Annotated in this window: 22 protein-coding genes and 1 pseudogene; 13 read left to right on the top strand and 10 right to left on the bottom strand. The window is 73.0% G+C overall.

Annotation, left to right across the window (positions count from 1 at the left end; all coding sequences use genetic code 11):
• The first annotated feature begins 212 nt into the window (after positions 1-212).
• Positions 213-1,259, top strand: a complete 1,047-nt coding sequence (trpS, locus tag F8568_RS16705) for a tryptophan--tRNA ligase (protein WP_151594478.1) — start codon at positions 213-215, stop codon at positions 1,257-1,259.
• A 24-nt stretch (positions 1,260-1,283) separates the two neighbouring features.
• On the opposite strand, the gene F8568_RS16700 is transcribed toward trpS, so the two are convergent.
• The gene (locus F8568_RS16700) at positions 1,284-1,925 is read right to left on the bottom strand and encodes a TetR/AcrR family transcriptional regulator (RefSeq protein ID WP_151594477.1); all 642 of its coding nucleotides are present in this window, start codon (positions 1,923-1,925) and stop codon (positions 1,284-1,286) included.
• A 48-nt stretch (positions 1,926-1,973) separates the two neighbouring features.
• The gene (locus F8568_RS16695) at positions 1,974-2,783 is read right to left on the bottom strand and encodes a class I SAM-dependent methyltransferase (protein ID WP_202125047.1); all 810 of its coding nucleotides are present in this window, start codon (positions 2,781-2,783) and stop codon (positions 1,974-1,976) included.
• A 334-nt stretch (positions 2,784-3,117) separates the two neighbouring features.
• Here F8568_RS16695 and F8568_RS51015 point away from each other — a divergent pair.
• Both F8568_RS51015 and F8568_RS16685 read left to right on the top strand, forming a co-directional pair.
• Positions 3,118-3,260: pseudogene (locus F8568_RS51015) on the top strand (LuxR C-terminal-related transcriptional regulator); the annotation flags it as partial.
• 82 nt (positions 3,261-3,342) lie between these two features.
• Entirely contained in the window at positions 3,343-3,981 is a 639-nt protein-coding gene (locus F8568_RS16685) for a TetR/AcrR family transcriptional regulator (protein ID WP_236008838.1), read from the top strand.
• A 54-nt stretch (positions 3,982-4,035) separates the two neighbouring features.
• On the opposite strand, the gene F8568_RS16680 is transcribed toward F8568_RS16685, so the two are convergent.
• On the bottom strand, positions 4,036-4,524 hold the full coding sequence (locus F8568_RS16680; RefSeq protein WP_151594475.1) for a MarR family winged helix-turn-helix transcriptional regulator: 489 nt from the start codon (positions 4,522-4,524) through the stop codon (positions 4,036-4,038).
• 98 nt (positions 4,525-4,622) lie between these two features.
• On the opposite strand from F8568_RS16680, the gene F8568_RS16675 reads away from it, so the two are divergent.
• Positions 4,623-5,384, top strand: a complete 762-nt coding sequence (locus F8568_RS16675) for a dioxygenase family protein (protein ID WP_151594474.1) — start codon at positions 4,623-4,625, stop codon at positions 5,382-5,384.
• A gap of 60 nt (positions 5,385-5,444) precedes the next feature.
• On the opposite strand, the gene F8568_RS16670 is transcribed toward F8568_RS16675, so the two are convergent.
• Complete coding sequence (locus F8568_RS16670; RefSeq protein WP_328600914.1) at positions 5,445-6,296, bottom strand: NAD-dependent epimerase/dehydratase family protein; 852 nt, start codon at positions 6,294-6,296, stop codon at positions 5,445-5,447.
• Between the two features lie 207 nt (positions 6,297-6,503).
• Between F8568_RS16670 and F8568_RS16665 the strand changes: the two genes are divergently transcribed.
• The gene (locus tag F8568_RS16665; protein ID WP_151594473.1) at positions 6,504-7,016 is read left to right on the top strand and encodes an O-acetyl-ADP-ribose deacetylase; all 513 of its coding nucleotides are present in this window, start codon (positions 6,504-6,506) and stop codon (positions 7,014-7,016) included.
• 67 nt (positions 7,017-7,083) lie between these two features.
• Here F8568_RS16665 and F8568_RS16660 read toward each other — a convergent pair whose 3' ends face one another.
• Complete coding sequence (locus F8568_RS16660; RefSeq protein WP_151594472.1) at positions 7,084-7,872, bottom strand: TIGR03084 family metal-binding protein; 789 nt, start codon at positions 7,870-7,872, stop codon at positions 7,084-7,086.
• Between the two features lie 65 nt (positions 7,873-7,937).
• On the bottom strand, positions 7,938-9,551 hold the full coding sequence (locus F8568_RS16655) for an AMP-binding protein (protein ID WP_151594471.1): 1,614 nt from the start codon (positions 9,549-9,551) through the stop codon (positions 7,938-7,940).
• Positions 9,552-9,681: 130 nt separating this feature from the next.
• On the opposite strand from F8568_RS16655, the gene F8568_RS16650 reads away from it, so the two are divergent.
• Complete coding sequence (locus F8568_RS16650; protein WP_151594470.1) at positions 9,682-10,497, top strand: class I SAM-dependent methyltransferase; 816 nt, start codon at positions 9,682-9,684, stop codon at positions 10,495-10,497.
• 30 nt (positions 10,498-10,527) lie between these two features.
• Here F8568_RS16650 and F8568_RS16645 read toward each other — a convergent pair whose 3' ends face one another.
• Entirely contained in the window at positions 10,528-11,289 is a 762-nt protein-coding gene (locus F8568_RS16645; RefSeq protein WP_151594469.1) for an SDR family NAD(P)-dependent oxidoreductase, read from the bottom strand.
• Positions 11,290-11,423: 134 nt separating this feature from the next.
• Between F8568_RS16645 and mshA the strand changes: the two genes are divergently transcribed.
• From mshA to F8568_RS16625, 4 genes are all read left to right on the top strand, one after another.
• On the top strand, positions 11,424-12,767 hold the full coding sequence (mshA, locus tag F8568_RS16640; protein WP_151594468.1) for a D-inositol-3-phosphate glycosyltransferase: 1,344 nt from the start codon (positions 11,424-11,426) through the stop codon (positions 12,765-12,767).
• Positions 12,764-13,270: a type III secretion system chaperone family protein gene (locus F8568_RS16635; protein WP_151594467.1), complete on the top strand. Its 507-nt coding sequence runs from the start codon at positions 12,764-12,766 to the stop codon at positions 13,268-13,270. Before mshA ends, F8568_RS16635 begins: the two co-directional genes overlap by 4 nt.
• 28 nt (positions 13,271-13,298) lie before the next feature.
• Positions 13,299-14,117, top strand: a complete 819-nt coding sequence (locus tag F8568_RS16630; protein WP_151594466.1) for a phosphoglyceromutase — start codon at positions 13,299-13,301, stop codon at positions 14,115-14,117.
• A 66-nt stretch (positions 14,118-14,183) separates the two neighbouring features.
• Entirely contained in the window at positions 14,184-14,576 is a 393-nt protein-coding gene (locus F8568_RS16625; RefSeq protein WP_151594465.1) for a VOC family protein, read from the top strand.
• A 33-nt stretch (positions 14,577-14,609) separates the two neighbouring features.
• On the opposite strand, the gene F8568_RS16620 is transcribed toward F8568_RS16625, so the two are convergent.
• The 3 genes from F8568_RS16620 to F8568_RS16610 are packed head-to-tail and all read right to left on the bottom strand — an operon-like array spanning position 14,610 to position 15,627.
• Positions 14,610-14,912, bottom strand: coding sequence for a hypothetical protein (locus F8568_RS16620; protein ID WP_202125044.1), 303 nt, complete (start codon positions 14,910-14,912; stop codon positions 14,610-14,612).
• 53 nt (positions 14,913-14,965) lie between these two features.
• The gene (locus F8568_RS16615; RefSeq protein WP_160573647.1) at positions 14,966-15,376 is read right to left on the bottom strand and encodes an ATP-binding protein; all 411 of its coding nucleotides are present in this window, start codon (positions 15,374-15,376) and stop codon (positions 14,966-14,968) included.
• Complete coding sequence (locus F8568_RS16610; RefSeq protein WP_160573646.1) at positions 15,373-15,627, bottom strand: hypothetical protein; 255 nt, start codon at positions 15,625-15,627, stop codon at positions 15,373-15,375. The genes F8568_RS16615 and F8568_RS16610 overlap by 4 nt, the downstream gene beginning before the upstream one ends.
• Before the next feature lie 52 nt (positions 15,628-15,679).
• Here F8568_RS16610 and F8568_RS16605 point away from each other — a divergent pair, with 52 nt between their 5' ends.
• From F8568_RS16605 to F8568_RS16595, 3 genes are read left to right on the top strand one after another with little or no spacing between them, the layout of a single operon-like run.
• Entirely contained in the window at positions 15,680-16,627 is a 948-nt protein-coding gene (locus F8568_RS16605) for a helix-turn-helix domain-containing protein (protein ID WP_151594463.1), read from the top strand.
• Positions 16,628-16,654: 27 nt separating this feature from the next.
• Positions 16,655-16,933, top strand: a complete 279-nt coding sequence (locus F8568_RS16600; RefSeq protein ID WP_151594462.1) for a DUF397 domain-containing protein — start codon at positions 16,655-16,657, stop codon at positions 16,931-16,933.
• The gene (locus F8568_RS16595) at positions 16,933-17,106 is read left to right on the top strand and encodes a DUF397 domain-containing protein (protein ID WP_151594461.1); all 174 of its coding nucleotides are present in this window, start codon (positions 16,933-16,935) and stop codon (positions 17,104-17,106) included. The genes F8568_RS16600 and F8568_RS16595 overlap by 1 nt, the downstream gene beginning before the upstream one ends.
• Positions 17,107-17,117: the final 11 nt, after the last annotated feature.

The following is a 17,117-nucleotide window of genomic DNA, read 5'->3' as shown; positions in this document are numbered from 1 at the left end:
CAGCCTACCCAGGTCGTCCCGTTCCGGATTATCTACTCCCATTCGGATCCGGATGGGATACCGTGAAGGCATGAAGCGCACCGCGTGCCTGTGCTGGCGGCCGTCCTAGGACGGCCGACACCCACGCACGCCTCGGGCCGTCCGCTGGACGGCCCGCTCTCTTCTCCGCCCCGGGTCCGTCCGGCGGGCCCCGGAACCAGGAGGAGAGACCCTTGCAGACCACAGAGACGCCCCAGACCGACCCGTACGCCGACCTCGAAGCGCGCGTCGCCGCCGACCCCGGCGCCTTCCGGATCCTCACCGGCGACCGGCCGACCGGCGCCCTGCACCTCGGCCACTACTTCGGCACCCTCGCCAACCGCGTCCGGCTCCAGCGCGCCGGCGTCGACCTGTTCGTGCTGGTCGCCGACTACCAGGTGCTCACCGACCGGGACGTCGCCGACCGGCTCGGCGAGCACGTCGAGGGGCTCGTCGCCGACTACCTCGCCGCCGGCATCGACCCGTCCACCGCGACGATCTTCCGGCACAGCGCCGTGCCCGCGCTGAACCAGCTGATGCTGCCCTTTCTGTCCCTGGTCACGGTCGGCGAGCTGAGCCGCAACCCCACCGTGAAGGACGAGATCGCCGCGTCCAAGCAGGCCTCGGTCAGCGGGCTGATGTTCACCTACCCCGTCCACCAGGCCGCCGACATCCTGTTCTGCAAGTCCAACCTCGTCCCCGTGGGCGCCGACCAGCTCCCGCACCTGGAGGTCACCCGGACGGTCGCGCGCCGCTTCAACGACCGGTACGCCCCCGTCTTCCCCGTCCCGGACGCCCTGCTGTCGGCCGCGCCGACCCTGCTCGGCACCGACGGCCGCAAGATGAGCAAGAGCCGCGGCAACGCGATCGCGCTGTCGGCGACCCCCGACGAGACGGCCCGGCTGATCAAGCGCGCCGTCACCGACGCCGACCGGCACATCGAGTACGCGCCGGAGACCCGTCCCGAGGTGTCCAACCTGGTGCTGCTCGCCGCGCTCTGCCAGGGCCGCGACCCCCGCGACGTCGCCGCGGAGATCGGCGACGGCGGCGGCGCCGCGCTGAAGCGGACGGTGACCGAGTCGGTCAACGAGTTCCTGCGCCCGATCCGCGCCCGCCGCGCCGAGATGATGGCCGACCGGGGGCACCTGCGCCGCGTCCTCGCCGAGGGCAACGAACGCGCCGCCGCGATCGCCGACCGGACCCTCGACGAGGTCCGCGAGGCGATGTCCATGACCACCTGAGGGAGGGCGCGGATCCCGGTGGGCTCAGGCCGGGCCGGAGCCGCCGGGATCGCCCCGCCCGATGCCCGCGAGGACGGCCATGACCAGGTCGTCCACCGAGTACCGGGCGGACGGCTCGGCGATGCCCCGGCCCTGGAACAGCGCCGACAGCACAGGCTCGTGGCAGGCGCCGACGATCATGGAGGTGACGGCGTCGACGCGGGCGCCGGCGGCGATGCGGCCGAGGCCGCGCTCGCCCTCCAGGTAGCCGCGCAGGCGGCGCCGCCAGTCCCGGTCGGGGTCGCTCATCCCGGCGAACCGGGCGAGCACCTCGGGGGTCGCGATCAGGCCGGTCAGCGCCGGGACCAGCCGGGCGTGCAGGGCCAGGCCGTGGGCGACGTAGGCGCGCAGGTTGTCCTCGACCGTGCCGGTGCCCGGCGCGGGCAGGGGCTCCAGGGCGCTCTCGATCGCCGTGGCGCGGGCGCGCAGCGCGAGGGCGATCAGCTCCTCCTTGTCGGCGAAGTGGTTGTAGAGCACCCCGCCCGCGACGCCCGCCTCCTGCGCGATGGCCCGGACGGTCAGCCCCGCCGTCCCGCGCTCGGCGATCATCCGCTCGGCGGTCGCGATCAGGTGCTCGCGCAGGGTCCGGTCGCCGCCGCGCAGCGCGGCCGCCTTACGAGGAGACATCACCTCGCATCGTATAGATCCGGCCGCCGCCGGAGACCGCGCTCCGGCTCATCGCCGGGCCTGGACCAGCAGCGCGGTGCCGCGGAGCCGGACGGCGCCGTCCCGCTCGAAGGGGCGCATCGCGTCGGTGATCGCGGCGCGGAGCTCCGGGCCGTCGCCGAGGTTGTGCCGGACGGGGCCCCAGCCGGCGAGGAACTCCGCGGCGTCGGCGGCGTCGCGCCCCCAGACCTGCTCGGCGTGCACTGTCCGGCAGGAGACGTCGCGGAACCCGGCCGCGTCGAGGATCGCGCGGACGCGGTCCGGGTCGGACATCGACATCGGCCCGGCGTGCCCGGTCACCGCCGCGGGCCGCGGCCCGATCGCGGCGAACACGGTGCCGAGGTCGGTCCCGGCGGGAGACGCCATGGCGAGGAAGGCCAGCCGGCCGCCGTCGCGCAGCGCGCGCCGGACGTTGCCGAACGCGGCGACCGGGTCGGCGAAGAACATGACCCCGAACCGGCTGACCGCGGCGTCGAACGCGGCGTCCGGAAACGGGTGGACCTGCGCGTCGCCCTGCTCGAACTCGGCGTTCGGGACGCCGTCCCGCTCGGTGAGGGAGCGGGCGCGGGCGAGCATCGGCGCGGACAGGTCGACGCCGAGCGCGCGGCCGAGCGGGGCCCGCCGCGCGGCGCGGCGGGTGATGTAGCCGCTCCCGCAGCCGAGGTCGAGGACGCGGTCGTGCGCGCCGATCGCGGCGGCGTCCAGCAGGACGCCGTCGAAGCCGTTGTTGACGGCGTCGTACCGGTCGTGGTGGTCGGCCCAGTGCTCGCCCTCGTAGCCGTTCCACGCCTCGGCCTGGGCGGTGTTGACGATGTCCATCGGAACCTCCATGTTATGAACGCCCGTTCATGAACGCATGTTCATAATGAGGGCGCGCTGCGCCGCGGGTCAAGGCCGAATGCGTTTCCTCAGCTCAGCGCGGTCCAGGATCAGCCGGCTGTGCTTGTCGGATGCCATGACCTCTACGGTCGTGACGCGCGGCCCGTGCCACATTGGGAGGAATACGTAGTCCGTCGGTCCGGGTCTTCAGGACCGCTACTGGGGCAAGGCGTTCCGGCCGCCGCTGCACGACCTGCGCTGCCGGGTGGCGATGGCCTGCGGCGACCTCGCCGCCGCCGCGATCCTCGCCGGCGCTCTGGACGGCCCCGGCCGGCAGATCGCGGAGGCGCTGTTCATCTCCGCCCGGACGGCGGGCGTCCACGTGTCCAACATCCTGGCGAAACTGGGGTCGCGTCCCGGACGCAGGCGGCGGCGCTGGCGCACGGGCTGCGCCTGTTCGAGCCGCCCGCCGGCTGATCCGGCGGCCATCTGACTGATGCTTTGGCCCGGCGCGGGCGACAACACAGAACGGAATCATTCGTTCCCTTAGTGTGGGCGCATGGAGGCCATCACGCCGGCGCCCATGAGCGGACGCAAGGCCCAGGCGGCGCGCAACGACGAACTGATCCGGGAGGCGGCCCGGGCGGTGTTCACCGCGGACCCGAACGCCCCCATCGCCGCCGTCGCCGAGCACGCGGGAGTCGGCATCAGCGCCCTCTACCGCCGCTACCAGAGCAAGGAGGACCTGCTCCAGAAGCTCGCCGACGACGGCATGGACCGCTACCTCGCCGAGGTCGAGGCGGCCCTCGCCGAGGACGGCGACCCGTGGGAGGCGTTCGCCGCGTTCATGCGCCGCTGCCTGGACAGCGGCGCCGGTTCCCCGACGATGCGGCTCGCGGGCGGCTTCCCCGTCACCGACGCGATGAGCGCCAAGGCGCGCGAGATGCACCTCGCCACGACGCGGCTGCTGGAGCGCGTCAAAAAGGCCGGCGCGCTCCGCCGCGACATCGAGGCCGGGGACGTCCCGGTGATGCTGGAGCATCTGCACGGCATCCGGATCGGCGACGACGAGCGGACGAAGCGGCTGCGGCACCGCTACCTCGAGCTGCTGCTCGACTCGCTGCACCTCGCGGACGCCGGCGAGCTGCCCGGCCCGCCTCCCGCCTGGCAGGAACCGTACGGCCGGCATGACGGCTGAGCCGGCGCCCGGAACGCGGCGCGCGGAGCGCTCGCCGACGCGCTGGTCGAGCGGTCAGGGGCGCCTGCTCGCGCAGGGCGCTTCGCCGTGCGGGTCGAGCGAGGTGAGCAGGGTGTGCAGGGTCCGCCGGAACTCCAGCATCTGCTCGCGGGTCAGCGGGTCGAACAGGGTCCGGCGGACCTCGGCGACGTGCCCGGGAGCGGCCTTCTCCAGTTCGGCGAACCCCTCGTCGGTCAGCTCGGCGATGGTCGTCCGGCGGTCCTCGGCGTCCTTGGAGCGGCGCACCCAGCCGGCCTCCTCCAGCCGGTTGACGGCGTGCGACAGCCGGCTCGGCGACGAGTGGACGATCGCGGCGAGCTCGGTCATGGTCAGCGCGCGGCCGGGGGACTCCGACAGCATCGCGAGGATCATGTAGTAGGCGTGCGGCATCCGGGAGTCGCGCTGGAGTTGGCGGTCGAGGGCCTCGTTCAGCAGCCGGGAGGTCCACAGGAACGCGCGCCAGGTCTCCTGCTCGTCGGCGTCGAGCCACCGGGTGTCGGTCATGTCCGTATTTTACGCAAGTGGTTGAACCCTCAAGACTTGAACGTTCAACCACTCGGGAGATATGGTTCAGATCTGAACTTTTCCGCGTGGGGGATGCCATGACCAGGATGCCGGTGCTCTACCTCAGCCACGGCGCGCCGCCGCTCGCCGACGACGCCGTCTGGACCGCCGAACTCGCCCGCTGGTCGGCCGCGCTGCCGAAGCCGGAGGCGATCCTCATGGTCTCCGCGCACTGGGAGGAGGCGCCGCTGTCGATCGGCGCGACCCGTCCCGTCCCGCTCGTGTACGACTTCTGGGGCTTTCCCGAGCACTACTACACCGTCCGCTACGACGCCCCCGGCGCCCCGCGACTGGCCGACGACGTGCGCAAACTCATCCCCGGCGTGCACCAGGACGAGGAACGCGGCCTCGACCACGGCGCCTACGTCCCGCTCGTCGAGATGTACCCGGACGCGGACGTCCCGGTGCTCCAGATGTCCATGCCGACCCTCGACCCCGGACGGCTCTTCGACATCGGCCGGACCCTCGCGCCGCTCCGCGACCAGGGCGTCCTGATCGTCGGCAGCGGGTTCACCACCCACAACCTGCGCGCGATGAGCCCCGCCCCGGACGCCCCGCCGCCCGCGTGGTCCGCCGAGTTCGACGCGTGGACGGACCGCGCCGTCGCGGACGGCGACGTCGACGCGCTGCTCGACTTCCGCGCCAAGGCGCCCGCCGCGCGCCTCGCCCACCCGCGCACCGAGCACTTCGCGCCGCTGTTCGTGGCGCTCGGCGCCGACGCCGACGCCCCGTCCGGGCGCCGGTCCGTCATCGACGGCTACTGGTTCGGGATGGCGAAGCGCTCGTTCCAGTTCGGCTGACCGCGCACACGGCGACGGCCCCGGCGGCGTTCAACCTCCGCCGGGGCCGTGCCCCGCAGGTCACTTCATGTCGGCGAAACCGGTGCGCCACGACGGCGTCTGCGGCTTCCAGCCCAGGCTGAGCGCCTTGGCGTTCGACACCGGACGGCCCGTCGTGGCCGCGTGCTTGCCGGCGCTGCCCGGCGTCGGCGCGCCGAGCGCCGCGCTGTAGACCGGCAGCCACTCCGCCGTCGTCGCCGGCTCGTCGTCGACGATGTTGACCGGGCCGGCCGGCCAGTCCAGCGCCGCCAGCGCCGCCGCGGCCGCGTCGTCGGCGTGCACGAACGACGTCCACGCCGGCGCCAGCCGCAGGCTGCCCGCCTTCACCCGCTGCGCGATCGCGCCGTCCGGCGCGTACCAGGTGCCGGGCCCGTACAGCGCCCCGTACCGCAGCACGACGCCGCGGTCCAGTTCGGCGACCGCGTTCTCCAGCGCCGCGATGCCCGCGTAGGGCGGCAGCGAGGCGTCCAGCGCGTCGGTCTCGGCCGCGGGCGTCTCGCCCGGCACGTACAGCCAGGCGATGCTCTGCGCGATCATCGTCTCGACGCCGGCCGCCTTCGCCGCGTCGACGAGGTTGCGGGTGCCCTCGATGCGCAGCATGGAGTTGGCCTCGAAGTCCTCACCGCTGAGATCGGTGAGCTGGTGCACGATCACGTCCGGCCGCGCGTCCGCGACGGCGTCGCGGATCGCGGCGGCGTCCAGGACGTCCACGACGACCGGCGCGGCGCCGAGCTCGGTGACGGAGCCGGTGCGCTCCTCGCGGCGTGTCGTCCCTGCGACCTCGTGGCCCGCCTGGACGAGCAGCGGGATCAGCCGGCGGCCGATGACTCCGGTCGCTCCGGCGAGGAAGATCTTCAAGGGGGTAACCTCCACGACTGTCACGCCTTTGTGGTCGTCTGACGGCAGGATAGGCAGAGTCCTGATCCAGGTCACGCGCGGCCCCGGCGCGGGCCGCCCCCCGTGGCCGCCGGACGACGGGCGGACGAGCCGCACCGCCCCGTGGAAGCCCGTCCGAGATGAGGGTACCGCCGGAGACCGTCCGTGTGCGTTTCGTGCCCGGCACGGGGGACAATTGCGTGCATGAACATCACTCTCGTCCGCGGTGACATCACCGAACAGGACGTCGACGCCGTGGTGAACGCGGCGAACTCGTCGTTGCTCGGCGGCGGCGGGGTCGACGGAGCGATCCACCGCAAGGGCGGCCCGGAGATCCTGGACGAGTGCCGCAGGCTGCGCGCCGCGCAGTACGGCGGCGGGCTCCCGACGGGGCAGGCGGTCGCGACGACGGCGGGGCGGCTGCCCGCCCGCTGGGTGATCCACACCGTGGGGCCGGTCTACGCGACGTCCGAGGACCGCTCCGGCCTGCTCGCCTCCTGCTACCGCGAGTCGCTGCGGGTCGCCGACGAGCTGGGCGCCGCGTCGGTTGCGTTCCCGGCCGTGTCGGCGGGCATCTACGGCTGGCCGATGGACGACGCCGCCCGGATCGCGGTCGGTACGGTGCGGGCGGCGCAGACCAAGGTGCCGGACGTGCGGTTCGTGCTGTTCACCGAGGACGCGTACGCGGCGTTCGAGCGCGCCGTCGGCGAACCCTGACCGGCCGTCTCCAGAACCGCGAAATCGGCTCGCGGGAACGCCGGGGCGCTCCGGTAGAGGCGAGTGCTCACCCGGCCGCGGGCGCCCGCCCGGGGCCGGGCGGCCCGGCGAACGCCTGCGCCACGTCCAGCCACCGGCCGGCGTCCGCGCCCGTCGCGACGACGGCGAGGTCCGCCCGGTTGCGCCGCTGCGTGACCAGGTGGCAGAAGTCGAGCGCGGGCCCGGTGACCGACTGCGCGGCGCCGTCCGGCCCCCACGTCCACTTCTCGCCGCCCGGGCCGGTCAGCTCGACGCGGAACTCCTCCGCCGGCGGTTCCAGGCCGCGGTTGCGGAACGCGAAGTCGCGGGTCCGGACGCCGATGTGCGCGACGTGCCGGAGCCGCGCCGTGGGCTCGCGCCGGACGCCGAGCGCGTCCGCGACGTCCTCGCCGTGCGCCCACGTCTCCATCAGCCGCGCCGTCGCCATCGACGCCACGCTCATCGGCGGCCCGAACCACGGCAGCCGCGTGCCCGGCGGGACGTCGGCGAGCGCCTCGACCATGCCGCGCCGCGCGTCCCGCCAGCGGGCGAGCAGGCGGGCGGGCTCCTCGGCGGCGCCCTCGCGCGCGCCCCGCTCGACATAGCCGGCGGGGTCCGCGAGGGCCTGTTCGAGGTGGTGGGCGAACGCGTCGGCGTCGGTCGCCGCGTCGACCGCCTGCCCGTCCGTCCAGGCCAGGTGGGCGATCTGGTGCGCGATCGTCCAGCCTTCGGCGGGCGTCGGGTCCGCCCAGCGGGCGGCGGGCAGCGGCGCCACCAGGGCGTCGAGGGAGTCGCCTTCGGCGGCGAGGTCGGCGAGCAGGCTGTGCAGGTCAGGCATCCGACCAGGATCGCGTGCCCGGCACCGTCCCGTACAGCCCCGGACGGCCGTCGACCGAACCGGATTCAGTCCAGCAGCGCGCGGGCGGCGGCGTAGTCGGCTTTGCCGTTGGGCAGCCGCAGCGACGCGTCGGTCCGCACGAACGCCTTGGGGATCTTGTAGCGGGCCAGGCGGGCGGCGCAGCCCGCGCGCAGCGCGCCGTCCTCCGGGGCCTTCGCCGGGCGCACCACCGCGACGATCTCGCTGCCCCAGCGTTCGCTCGGCCGGCCCACGACCAGCGCGTCCGCGACGCCGGGCAGCTCGCGCAGCACGTCCTCGACCTCCTCGGCGAACACCTTCTCGCCGCCGGTGTTGATCGTCGTCGCCTCGCGCCCGTGCACCTCGACGGTGCCGTCGGCGAGGTGGCGGGCCCGGTCGCCGGGGACGACGAGGCGCTCGCCGTCGACGGTCAGGAACGTCGCGGCGGTCTTGTCCGGGTCGCCGAGGTAGCCGAGCGGGATCGCGCCGCCGCCCTTGGCCAGCCAGCCCATCTCGTCCTCGCCCGGCGCGAGCCTGCGGGTGCGGTCGGCGCTCAGCACCGCGCCGCCCGGCGCCATCGCGAACGTGCGGGCCTCCGCGCCCGCGCGGGTCACCGCGAAGCCGCTCTCCGACGAGCCGAGCACGTCGACGATCCGCGCGCCCGGGATCAGGTCGAGCAGCCGCCGCTTCACCTCCGGGCTGATCGCCGCCGCCGAGTTGACCAGCGAGCGCAGCGACCCGAGGTCGTGCGGGCGGCGCTCCAGCGCGTCCGCGATCGGCCGCGCGAACGCGTCGCCGACCAGCGGCATCCTGGTCGCCCGCTCGCGCTCGGCGGTCGCCAGCAGGTCGGCCGCGTCCAGGCCGTCCACCCGGTCCGGGAAGATCACGCAGCCGCCGGCGCACCACGCGCCCAGCGCCGACCAGGTGCCGGCGCCGTGCATCAGCGGCGGCCCGACGACGACCCGCTGGTCACTGCGCCGCGCCCGCGCGACGGCCTCGTCCAGGTCGTCGAGCGGGGAGCCGTCGCGGCGGCGCAGGCCGAGCGGCCCGAGCATCAGGTCGCCGATCCGCCACAGCACGCCCTTGGGCAGCCCGGTCGTCCCGCCGGTGTAGAGGATGTGCAGGTCGCCGGCCTCAGGGCGGACGCCGGGCAGGGGATCGGCGGACGCCGCCGCGAGCGCCGCCTCGTAGTCGAGCGCGCCGGGCACGAGGCCGCCGCCGGACTCGTCGGCCACCTGGAGGAGCAGCGGCGGGGCGTCCAGGCGCTTGACGACCCGCTCGATCGCCTCGGCGAACCGCGCGTGGTACATGATCGCGGCCGGGCGGGCGTCGGCGAACAGCCGCGCCAGCTCGTCGTCGACGTACCGGTAGTTGACGTTGAACGGGGCGACGCGGGCCTTGTGCGCGCCGACCAGGCCCTCGACGTACTCGGGGCCGTTGTGCAGGTAGAGCGCGAGGTGGTCGTGCGGCGACTCCCAGGGCTCGGCGGTCCGCCGGTCCCGGACGCCGAGCCCGTGCTCGTGCAGGACGTGCGCGAGCCGGCGGGTCCGCTCGCCGGCCTCGGCCCAGCTCAGCCGCCGGTCGCGCCACACCATCGCCTCGCGGTCGGGAACGGCGGCGGCGACGGCCTCGTGCAGGGTCGCCAGGTCGAGCTGGGGCATGCGGCTCTCCTCCAGGGGACGGGCGCGGGTCGGGGGTGCGTGCCGGACGCCAGCGTAAAGGAACACTTACCGTCATGACCGAATCGGGTTCGATTACCGGCATGTCTCACCAAAGACCGACAATCTGCAGGTGGTCGGATCGCAAAAGCCCGTCGGGGAGGTGACCCGCGGCACCACCAACCCCAACCGCCTGCGCCGGATCGACCGCTGGATCGCCGCCACGCAGGCCGCCGCGCTGCGCGCGGGCGACCCGCCCCTCGCCGTCGACCTCGGCTACGGCGCCTCGCCCGTCACCGCCTTCGAGCTCTACACCCGGCTGCGCGCCGTCTCGCCCCGGCTCGAGGTCGTCGGCATCGAGATCGAACCCGACCGCGTCGCCGCGGGCCACGCCTTCCTCGGCCGGACCGGACCGCACGACGGGCTGTCGTTCCGCCGCGGCGGCTTCGAGGTGCCCGTGCCGCGCCGGCCCGTCCTGATCCGCGCGCTCAACGTGCTCCGCCAGTACGACGAGCCCGCCGCCTGGCGGGCCTGGGAGCGGCTGTGCTCGCGGCTCGCGCCCGGCGGCGTCCTCGTCGAGGGCACCTGCGACGAGATCGGACGCCGCGCCGTCTGGGTCGCGCTCGGCCCGGACGGCCCCCGGACGATCACCTTCGCGGCGCACCTCCCGGCCCTCGGCCGCCCGTCCGACCTGGCCGAACGGCTGCCGAAGACGCTGATCCACCGCAACGTGCCGGGCGAGCCCGTGCACGACCTCCTCGCGACGTTCGACCGCTGCTGGGCGACGGCCGCGCCGCACTCGGCGTTCGGCCCGCGCGCCCGCTGGATCGAGGCCGTCCGCCTGCTGGCCCGCACGCATCCCGTCCTGACCCGCCCGCCCTACGGCCCCCGCCGGCGCTGGCGCCTGGGCGAGGTGACCCTTCCCTGGACCACCGTCGCCCCCCGATGAGCCGCGGGCCGCGGTCGAGCCGACGCGGGATCAGGTCTCGCGGTGGAGCTTGTACGGGGCCGCCTGGACGCGGGGCTGGACGTCGATCCGGTCGATGTTGACGTGCGGCGGGCGCGTCACCGCCCACGCGACGCAGTCCGCGACGTCCTCCGCCACCAGCGGCTCCGGGACGCCCTCGTACGGCTTCGCCGCCCGCTCCTCGTCGCCGCGGAACCGGACCAGCGAGAACTCCTCCGTCTTCACCAGCCCCGGCGCGACCTCGGTGACCCGGACCGGCTTCGCCACCAGCTCCAGCCGCATGACCTCGTTCACCGCGTACGCGGCGTGCTTGGCCGCGTTGTACCCGCCGCCGCCCTCGTACGGGACGTGCGCCGCCAGCGAGGTGATGTTCACCACGTGCCCCGCGCCGCTCTCGATCAGCTTCGGCAGCAGCGCCTTCGTCACCCGGACGAGCCCGAGCACGTTCGTCTCGTACATGGCCCGGTAGTCGTCCAGATCGGCGGTCTCGACGGTGTCGAGGCCGAGCGCGCCGCCCGCGTTGTTGACGAGCACGTGGCAGGCCCCGACCGCCGCGACCAGGGCGTCCACCGACTCCTGTGAGGTCACGTCCAGGGTGAACGGCACGATCTTGGCCGCGCCCGGGACCTCTTCGGAGATCTCCTTGGCGAGCCCGTCGAGGCGCTCGCGGCGCCGTGCCGCCAGCACGACGTTGAAGCCCTCCGCCGCCAGCCGCCTGGCCGTGGCGGCCCCGATTCCGCTGCTTGCTCCGGTCACTACCGCGGTCTTACGCATGCCCACAGCTTCCCAGTTGGCGAGCGCGGCGCGGCCGGTGAGGTCCATCACTGTGGCGAGAAGTCACGGTTGTCCCCCTTAGTGGGGGAACAGGCAACGCGCTCGATAGGTTGCACTACCGGAGGTGGTGTCCGGTGTCGCGTCGTATCAACCGAGTTGCGACGGTCAGTGTTCATACTTCCCCCCTCGACCAACCCGGTACCGGCGACGCGGGCGGCATGAACGTCTACATCGTCGAGGTGGCCAAACGGCTGGCCGCCCGCGGCGTCGAGGTGGACATCTTCACCCGCGCGACCTGCCGCGCCCTGCCCCCCGTCGCCGAACTCGCCCCCGGCGTCCTCGTCCGGCACGTCGTCGCCGGCCCGTTCGAGGAGCTCGACAAGGGCGAGCTGCCCCGCCAGCTGTGCGGCTTCACCTCCGGCGTGCTGCGCGCCGAGGCGTCCTACGACCCCGGCCACTACGACCTCCTGCACACCCACTACTGGCTTTCCGGGCAGGCCGGATGGGCCGCCAAGCAGCGCTGGGGCGTCCCGCTCGTCCACTCGATGCACACCATGGCCAAGGTCAAGAACGCCGCGCTCGCCGACGGCGACAAGCCCGAACCGGACGAGCGCGTCCGCGGCGAGGAGCAGGTCGTCGCCTCCTCCGACCAGCTCGTCGCCAACACCCGCGAGGAGGCCGACGAGCTGATCGGCCTGTACGGCGCCGACCCCCGCCGCGTCGCCGTCGTCAGCCCCGGCGTCGACCTGTCGCTGTTCCGCCCCGAGTCCCCCGTCCTCGCCCGCAGCACCGGGCTCCTCCCGCACCGCACCGGCCCCGCCCGCCGCCGCCTCGGCCTGCCCCGCGAGGCCTACGTCCTGCTGTTCGTCGGCCGCATCCAGCCGCTCAAGGCCCCCGACGTGCTGCTGCGCGCCGCCGCCCGCATGCTCGCCGACGACCCGGCGCTGCGCGCCAGGCTCGTCGTCGCCGTCGTCGGCGGACCCAGCGGCTCCGGCCGGTGCCGCCCGGAAGGGCTGCAGACCCTCGCCGCCGAACTCGGCATCGCCGACGTCGTCCGGTTCGAGCCGCCCGCGCCGCAGGACGGTCTCGCCGACTGGTACCGCGCCGCCGACGTCACCGTCGTCCCCTCGCACAGCGAATCGTTCGGGCTCGTCGCCGTCGAGTCGCAGGCCTGCGGGACGCCCGTCGTCGCCGCCGGCGTCGGCGGTCTCCGCACCGCGGTCGCCGACGGCGAGTCCGGCGTCCTGGTCTCCGGGCACGACCCCGCCGACTACGCCGCCGTCCTGCGCCGCCTGCACGCCGAGCCCGGCCTCCACAACCGCCTCGCGCGCGGCGCCGTCCGCCACGCCCAGGACTTCGGGTGGGACGCCACCGTCGACCGCCTCCTGGACGTGTATACCGGTGCCATGTCGCTACCCGCCGTCCGGCTCGCACCGCCCGCGCTCTCGCCCGAGCTCACCGCGGAGGTGACGGCATGAGCGGACCGCACGCGAGCACCGTCGAGACGATCCGGGACGCGCTGAAGGCCGCCGAGCTCGAGTTCGACGAGCCGCGCGAGAACGCGTTCTTCGTCAGGCTGCCCGGCCAGCACAAGCTCGCCACCATGACCTGGCTGATCGTGGGCGACCACAGCCTGCACGTCGAGGCGTTCTTCTGCCGCCGCCCCGACGAGAACCACGCCGACTTCTACCGGTTTCTCCTGGAGAAGAACGGCCGCATGTACGGGGTCGCGTTCGCTCTCGACGACGTCGGCGACGTCCACCTCGTCGGCAAGGTGCCGCTGGAGTCCGTCAGCGCCGAGGAGATCGACCGGCTGCTCGGCTGCGTCCTCACCTACTCCGACGAGAACTTCGACAAGGCCCTCGAACGCGGGTTCAAATCGTCCATCCAGCGCGAGTGGGACTGGCGGGTCAAGCGCGGCGGGAGCCTCGCCAACCTGCAGGCGTTCGCGTCCTTCGCGGACCCGGCCAACCGCGAGTAGATCCGCACGTCCCGATAGGCTCTGCACCATGGCGACCCTGGTATTGCTCCGGCATGGCGAAAGCGTCTGGAACGCGGAAGACCTGTTCACCGGCTGGGTGGACGTCGACCTGTCCACCAAGGGCGAGAGCGAGGCGACCCGCGGCGGCGACCTGCTGCTCGACGCCGACATCACCCCCGACGTGGTGCACACATCGCTGCTCAAGCGGGCCATCCGCACCGCCAACATCGCGCTGGACGTCGCGGACCTGCTGTGGATCCCCGTCAAGCGCTCCTGGCGGCTGAACGAGCGGCACTACGGCGCCCTCCAGGGCAAGAACAAGGCGCAGACGCGCGAGGAGTTCGGCGAAGAGCAGTTCATGACCTGGCGCCGGTCCTACGACACCCCGCCGCCGCCCATCAAGGACGACGACCCGCTGTCCCAGGTGAACGACCTGCGCTACGCCGAGCTGCCGTCCGAGCTGATCCCGCGGTCGGAGTGCCTCGCCGACGTCGTCGACCGGCTGCTGCCGTACTGGTACGACTCGATCGTGCCGGACCTCGCCGAGGGCAAGACCGTCCTGGTCGCCGCGCACGGCAACTCGCTGCGCGCCCTGGTCAAGCACCTCGACGACATCTCCGACGAGCAGATCGTCGGCCTGAACATCCCGACCGGCATCCCCCTCGTCTACGAGCTGGACGACGACTTCGCGCCGCTGAAGCGCGGCGGCGAGTACCTCGACCCGGCCGCCGCGAAGGCCGCCATCGAGGCCGTGAAGAACCAGGGCGGCGGCAAGAAGCCCGCCGCGCCGCGCAAGCCCGACCCGAAGAAGGACGCCCCGAAGTCCCGGCGGGGCCGCAAGAAGTAGACCGCCGCGAGGGGCCGCCGTGGCCGGCGGCCCCCGCGATGATCGCCAACGGGATACCGTAACGCGATGGCATGCCGCATAACCGAGCTGGTCATCGACTGCCGGGACCCCGAGACGCTCGCCGAGTTCTGGTGCGCGGTGCTCGGCTACACCGTCCTGGAGCGCGATGACATCGGCGACATCGAGATCGGGCCCGGCGGAACCGAGCTTGGCGAGGACGGGCTCAGGCTGGTCCTGAGCCGCAGCGACGACCCGCGGCACGGCAAGCTGCCCCTGCACTTCGACGTGAACGCGACCGACCGCGACCAGGACGAGGAGCTCCAGCGCCTGCTCGACCTCGGCGCGCGGACCGCCGACGTGGGGCAGACGGGCGAGGAGTCCTGGCACGTCCTCGCCGACCCCGAGGGCAACGAGTTCTGCCTGCTCCGCCGCAGGGTGGACCCGGCGGCATCACGCTGACAGGCACCGCGCCGGAAGGCACGGCGCCGAGCGTCACTGCGCCGGGGACGCGGAACGCCTGCGCAGGGACGGGGTGGCGGCCGCCACGGCGGCGACGGCGCCGAGACAGAGCAGGCCGCCGCTGACGGCGGCCACGGTGCCGGACGTGGCGTCCGCGACGAGCCCGGCGCGCAGGTTGCCGAGGTCGGGGCCGGCCTGCCCGACGATCTGCTCGGCGGCGCCGACCCGGCCGAGGAGTTCGGCCGGGGTGCCGAGCTGGACGACGCCCGGGGGGTCGACGATGGCGGACGAGACGGCCACGCCGACGTGGGGCAGATGGGCGAGGAGTCCTGGCACGTCCTCGCCGACCCCGAGGGCAACGAGTTCTGCCTGCTCCGCCGGACGGTGCCTCAGCGGCCCCTGGGCACGGTGAACCAGGTGAGGGTGCCGAGGCCGTAAGGCAGGGTCCCCCACTCCCGCGCGAGGGCGTTGATCAGGTACAGGCCGCGCCCGTTCTCCGCGTCGGCCGAGTCGGCCGCCGCGCGCGGGACGGGAACGGATGCCGAGCCGCCCTGGTCGAGGACCTCGACGCGCAGCGCGTCGTCCAGCCCCATCAGCTTCACCGCGATCCGCCCGCCGTTCGCGCCGCTGCGCGTGAACCGGATCGCGTTGCTGACGCACTCGCACGTCAGCAGCTCGGCGTCGTCGGCGCTGTCCGGATTTCCGTTCCGCGCGAGCAGGCGCCGGACGTGATGCCGGGCGTCCGGCACCTCCGCGACGTCCCCGGGGAAGACGATCGAGCCGAGGAACCGCCCGCTCAACGGGCCATCGCCGCGATCCCGCGTGCTGCCCGCCCGTCCGCCGGAACCCGGTTCGAGGGGCTCCGCCCCCATGCGTAGAACCATTGCTCGCCTCGCAGTTCTGCTTTGATCTTGAGCTTCTCGACGGCCCTCGGCACGTACAGGACCGGCACGTCGTAGGCGCGCAGCGCGATCGTGCAGGACCGCCCGAGAGCGTCCAGCTCGACGGCGAGCAACACCAGGTGAAGCAACTGCACCTCGCGCCCCGTCATAGCCGCGTTCTCCCTCGTCAGCGATCTTGTGATTACCCTGCGCGCATACTCGATGACGGATAGCATCTATTCCGAAGGGGCTTCGCGCAAGGTGTTGCTTGAAACCCATCAAAATCCGATGACCGTTTGGAGTCGAATCGTGGCAAAAGGTAGGCATATCCCCACCGTCGCGAGCGCCCGCCTGGCCCGTGAGCTGCGCGCCCAGCGGGAGCGTGCCGGCTTCAACCAGGAGGCCGTGGCCGAAGAGATGGGCTGGGCGGAGAGCAAGCTCTACCGGATCGAGAACGACAAGAGCCGCGTCCTGCAGCGCGACGTGAAGCGCCTGCTCAAGATGTACGGCGTGGACGGTGAGGAGGCCGACGCCCTCGTCGAACTCGCACGCCTGGCCCGCGAGCCCGACTGGTGGCACCAGTACTCCGGCGCCATCCCCGAGTGGTTCCAGGTCTACGTCGTCCTCGAGGCGTCCGCGTCACACGTCTTCGGCTACGACACCGAACTCGTCTCCGGCATTATGCAAACTGAGGCATACACGCGAGCGATCATGTCGACCGCCCCGTCGCCGAAGAATGAACAGGAGATCGAGAACACGATCACTGTCCGTACCACTCGACAGGCGCGCCTTTTCGGAGAGGACCCGCCGGAGGTTTGGCTCGTCCTCAATGAGGCCGTGATCCGACGTGTGGTGGGCGGCCCAACGACCATGCGAGACCAGTTGCAGCACCTGGTGAAGCTTGCACAGCTCCGCAACGTCTGCCTCCAGATCCTGCCCTTCTCGGTCGGCGAGCACGGCGCGATGCATGGTTCGTTCAAACTTCTGAAGTTCGAAGCGACCGACGATCCGGACAGGGTCTACATGGAGCAGCAAATCGGCGGCCTCTACACGCAGAAGACGCCCGAGGTCGACCGGTATAAGCTGATGTTTGACCACTTGCGCGCTCAGGCGCTCGGCCCCGAGCAATCGATCGCGATGTTGCGCGCGGTGGCGACAGAGTTGACGTAGGCGGAGATCGAAATAGGGGTGACCCAAATGGACCGGAACGCCCTCAACTGGCGCAAGAGTTCTCTCAGCGGCAACAACGGTGGCGACTGCGTCGAGGTGGCCGTCGTGCGCGGGCGTGACTGCGAAGTCGCCAACAAGGTGGACGAGGAGTTCGTCGTGCTCGTCCGCGACAGCAAGAACCGCGATCGGGAGCCGCAGGTGTTCACGGTGGCGGAGTGGGACGCGTTCCTGGCCGGTGTCCGTCAGCAGGAGTTCGACTCCGCGCGCCTGATCGCCGAGTACGCGTCTCCCGTCGCGGTGTCCTGATGGACGCCCCGAGGTGGCGGAAGAGCTCTTTGAGCGGCAACAACGGCGGAGCTTGCGTCGAGGTCGCCGACCTCGCCGGAGGGATCGGCGTCCGTGACTCCAAGGATCCGGGCGGCCCGAAGCTGATCCTGCCCCGCGCCGCCTTCGCGACCCTCCTCAGAACGTTGCGTTGACTTGCGGCGAG

The organism is Actinomadura physcomitrii (genome assembly GCF_008923205.2).
Lineage (GTDB): Bacteria > Actinomycetota > Actinomycetes > Streptosporangiales > Streptosporangiaceae > Spirillospora > Spirillospora physcomitrii.
The sequence above is the reverse complement of the archived record's forward strand: the minus strand, read 5'-3'. Positions and strand labels throughout refer to the sequence as shown.

Coding starts and splice junctions, on each gene's coding strand:
- F8568_RS16700 (WP_151594477.1), bottom strand. CDS start 1,925: ATGTCTCCTCGTAAGGCGGCCGCGCTGCGCGGCGGCGACCGGACCCTG.
- F8568_RS16695 (WP_202125047.1), bottom strand. CDS start 2,783: ATGGACATCGTCAACACCGCCCAGGCCGAGGCGTGGAACGGCTACGAG.
- F8568_RS16685 (WP_236008838.1), top strand. CDS start 3,343: ATGGAGGCCATCACGCCGGCGCCCATGAGCGGACGCAAGGCCCAGGCG.
- F8568_RS16680 (WP_151594475.1), bottom strand. CDS start 4,524: ATGACCGACACCCGGTGGCTCGACGCCGACGAGCAGGAGACCTGGCGC.
- F8568_RS16675 (WP_151594474.1), top strand. CDS start 4,623: ATGACCAGGATGCCGGTGCTCTACCTCAGCCACGGCGCGCCGCCGCTC.
- F8568_RS16665 (WP_151594473.1), top strand. CDS start 6,504: ATGAACATCACTCTCGTCCGCGGTGACATCACCGAACAGGACGTCGAC.
- F8568_RS16660 (WP_151594472.1), bottom strand. CDS start 7,872: ATGCCTGACCTGCACAGCCTGCTCGCCGACCTCGCCGCCGAAGGCGAC.
- F8568_RS16655 (WP_151594471.1), bottom strand. CDS start 9,551: ATGCCCCAGCTCGACCTGGCGACCCTGCACGAGGCCGTCGCCGCCGCC.
- F8568_RS16645 (WP_151594469.1), bottom strand. CDS start 11,289: ATGCGTAAGACCGCGGTAGTGACCGGAGCAAGCAGCGGAATCGGGGCC.
- F8568_RS16635 (WP_151594467.1), top strand. CDS start 12,764: ATGAGCGGACCGCACGCGAGCACCGTCGAGACGATCCGGGACGCGCTG.
- F8568_RS16630 (WP_151594466.1), top strand. CDS start 13,299: ATGGCGACCCTGGTATTGCTCCGGCATGGCGAAAGCGTCTGGAACGCG.
- F8568_RS16625 (WP_151594465.1), top strand. CDS start 14,184: ATGGCATGCCGCATAACCGAGCTGGTCATCGACTGCCGGGACCCCGAG.
- F8568_RS16610 (WP_160573646.1), bottom strand. CDS start 15,627: ATGACGGGGCGCGAGGTGCAGTTGCTTCACCTGGTGTTGCTCGCCGTC.
- F8568_RS16605 (WP_151594463.1), top strand. CDS start 15,680: ATGACGGATAGCATCTATTCCGAAGGGGCTTCGCGCAAGGTGTTGCTT.
- F8568_RS16600 (WP_151594462.1), top strand. CDS start 16,655: ATGGACCGGAACGCCCTCAACTGGCGCAAGAGTTCTCTCAGCGGCAAC.
- F8568_RS16595 (WP_151594461.1), top strand. CDS start 16,933: ATGGACGCCCCGAGGTGGCGGAAGAGCTCTTTGAGCGGCAACAACGGC.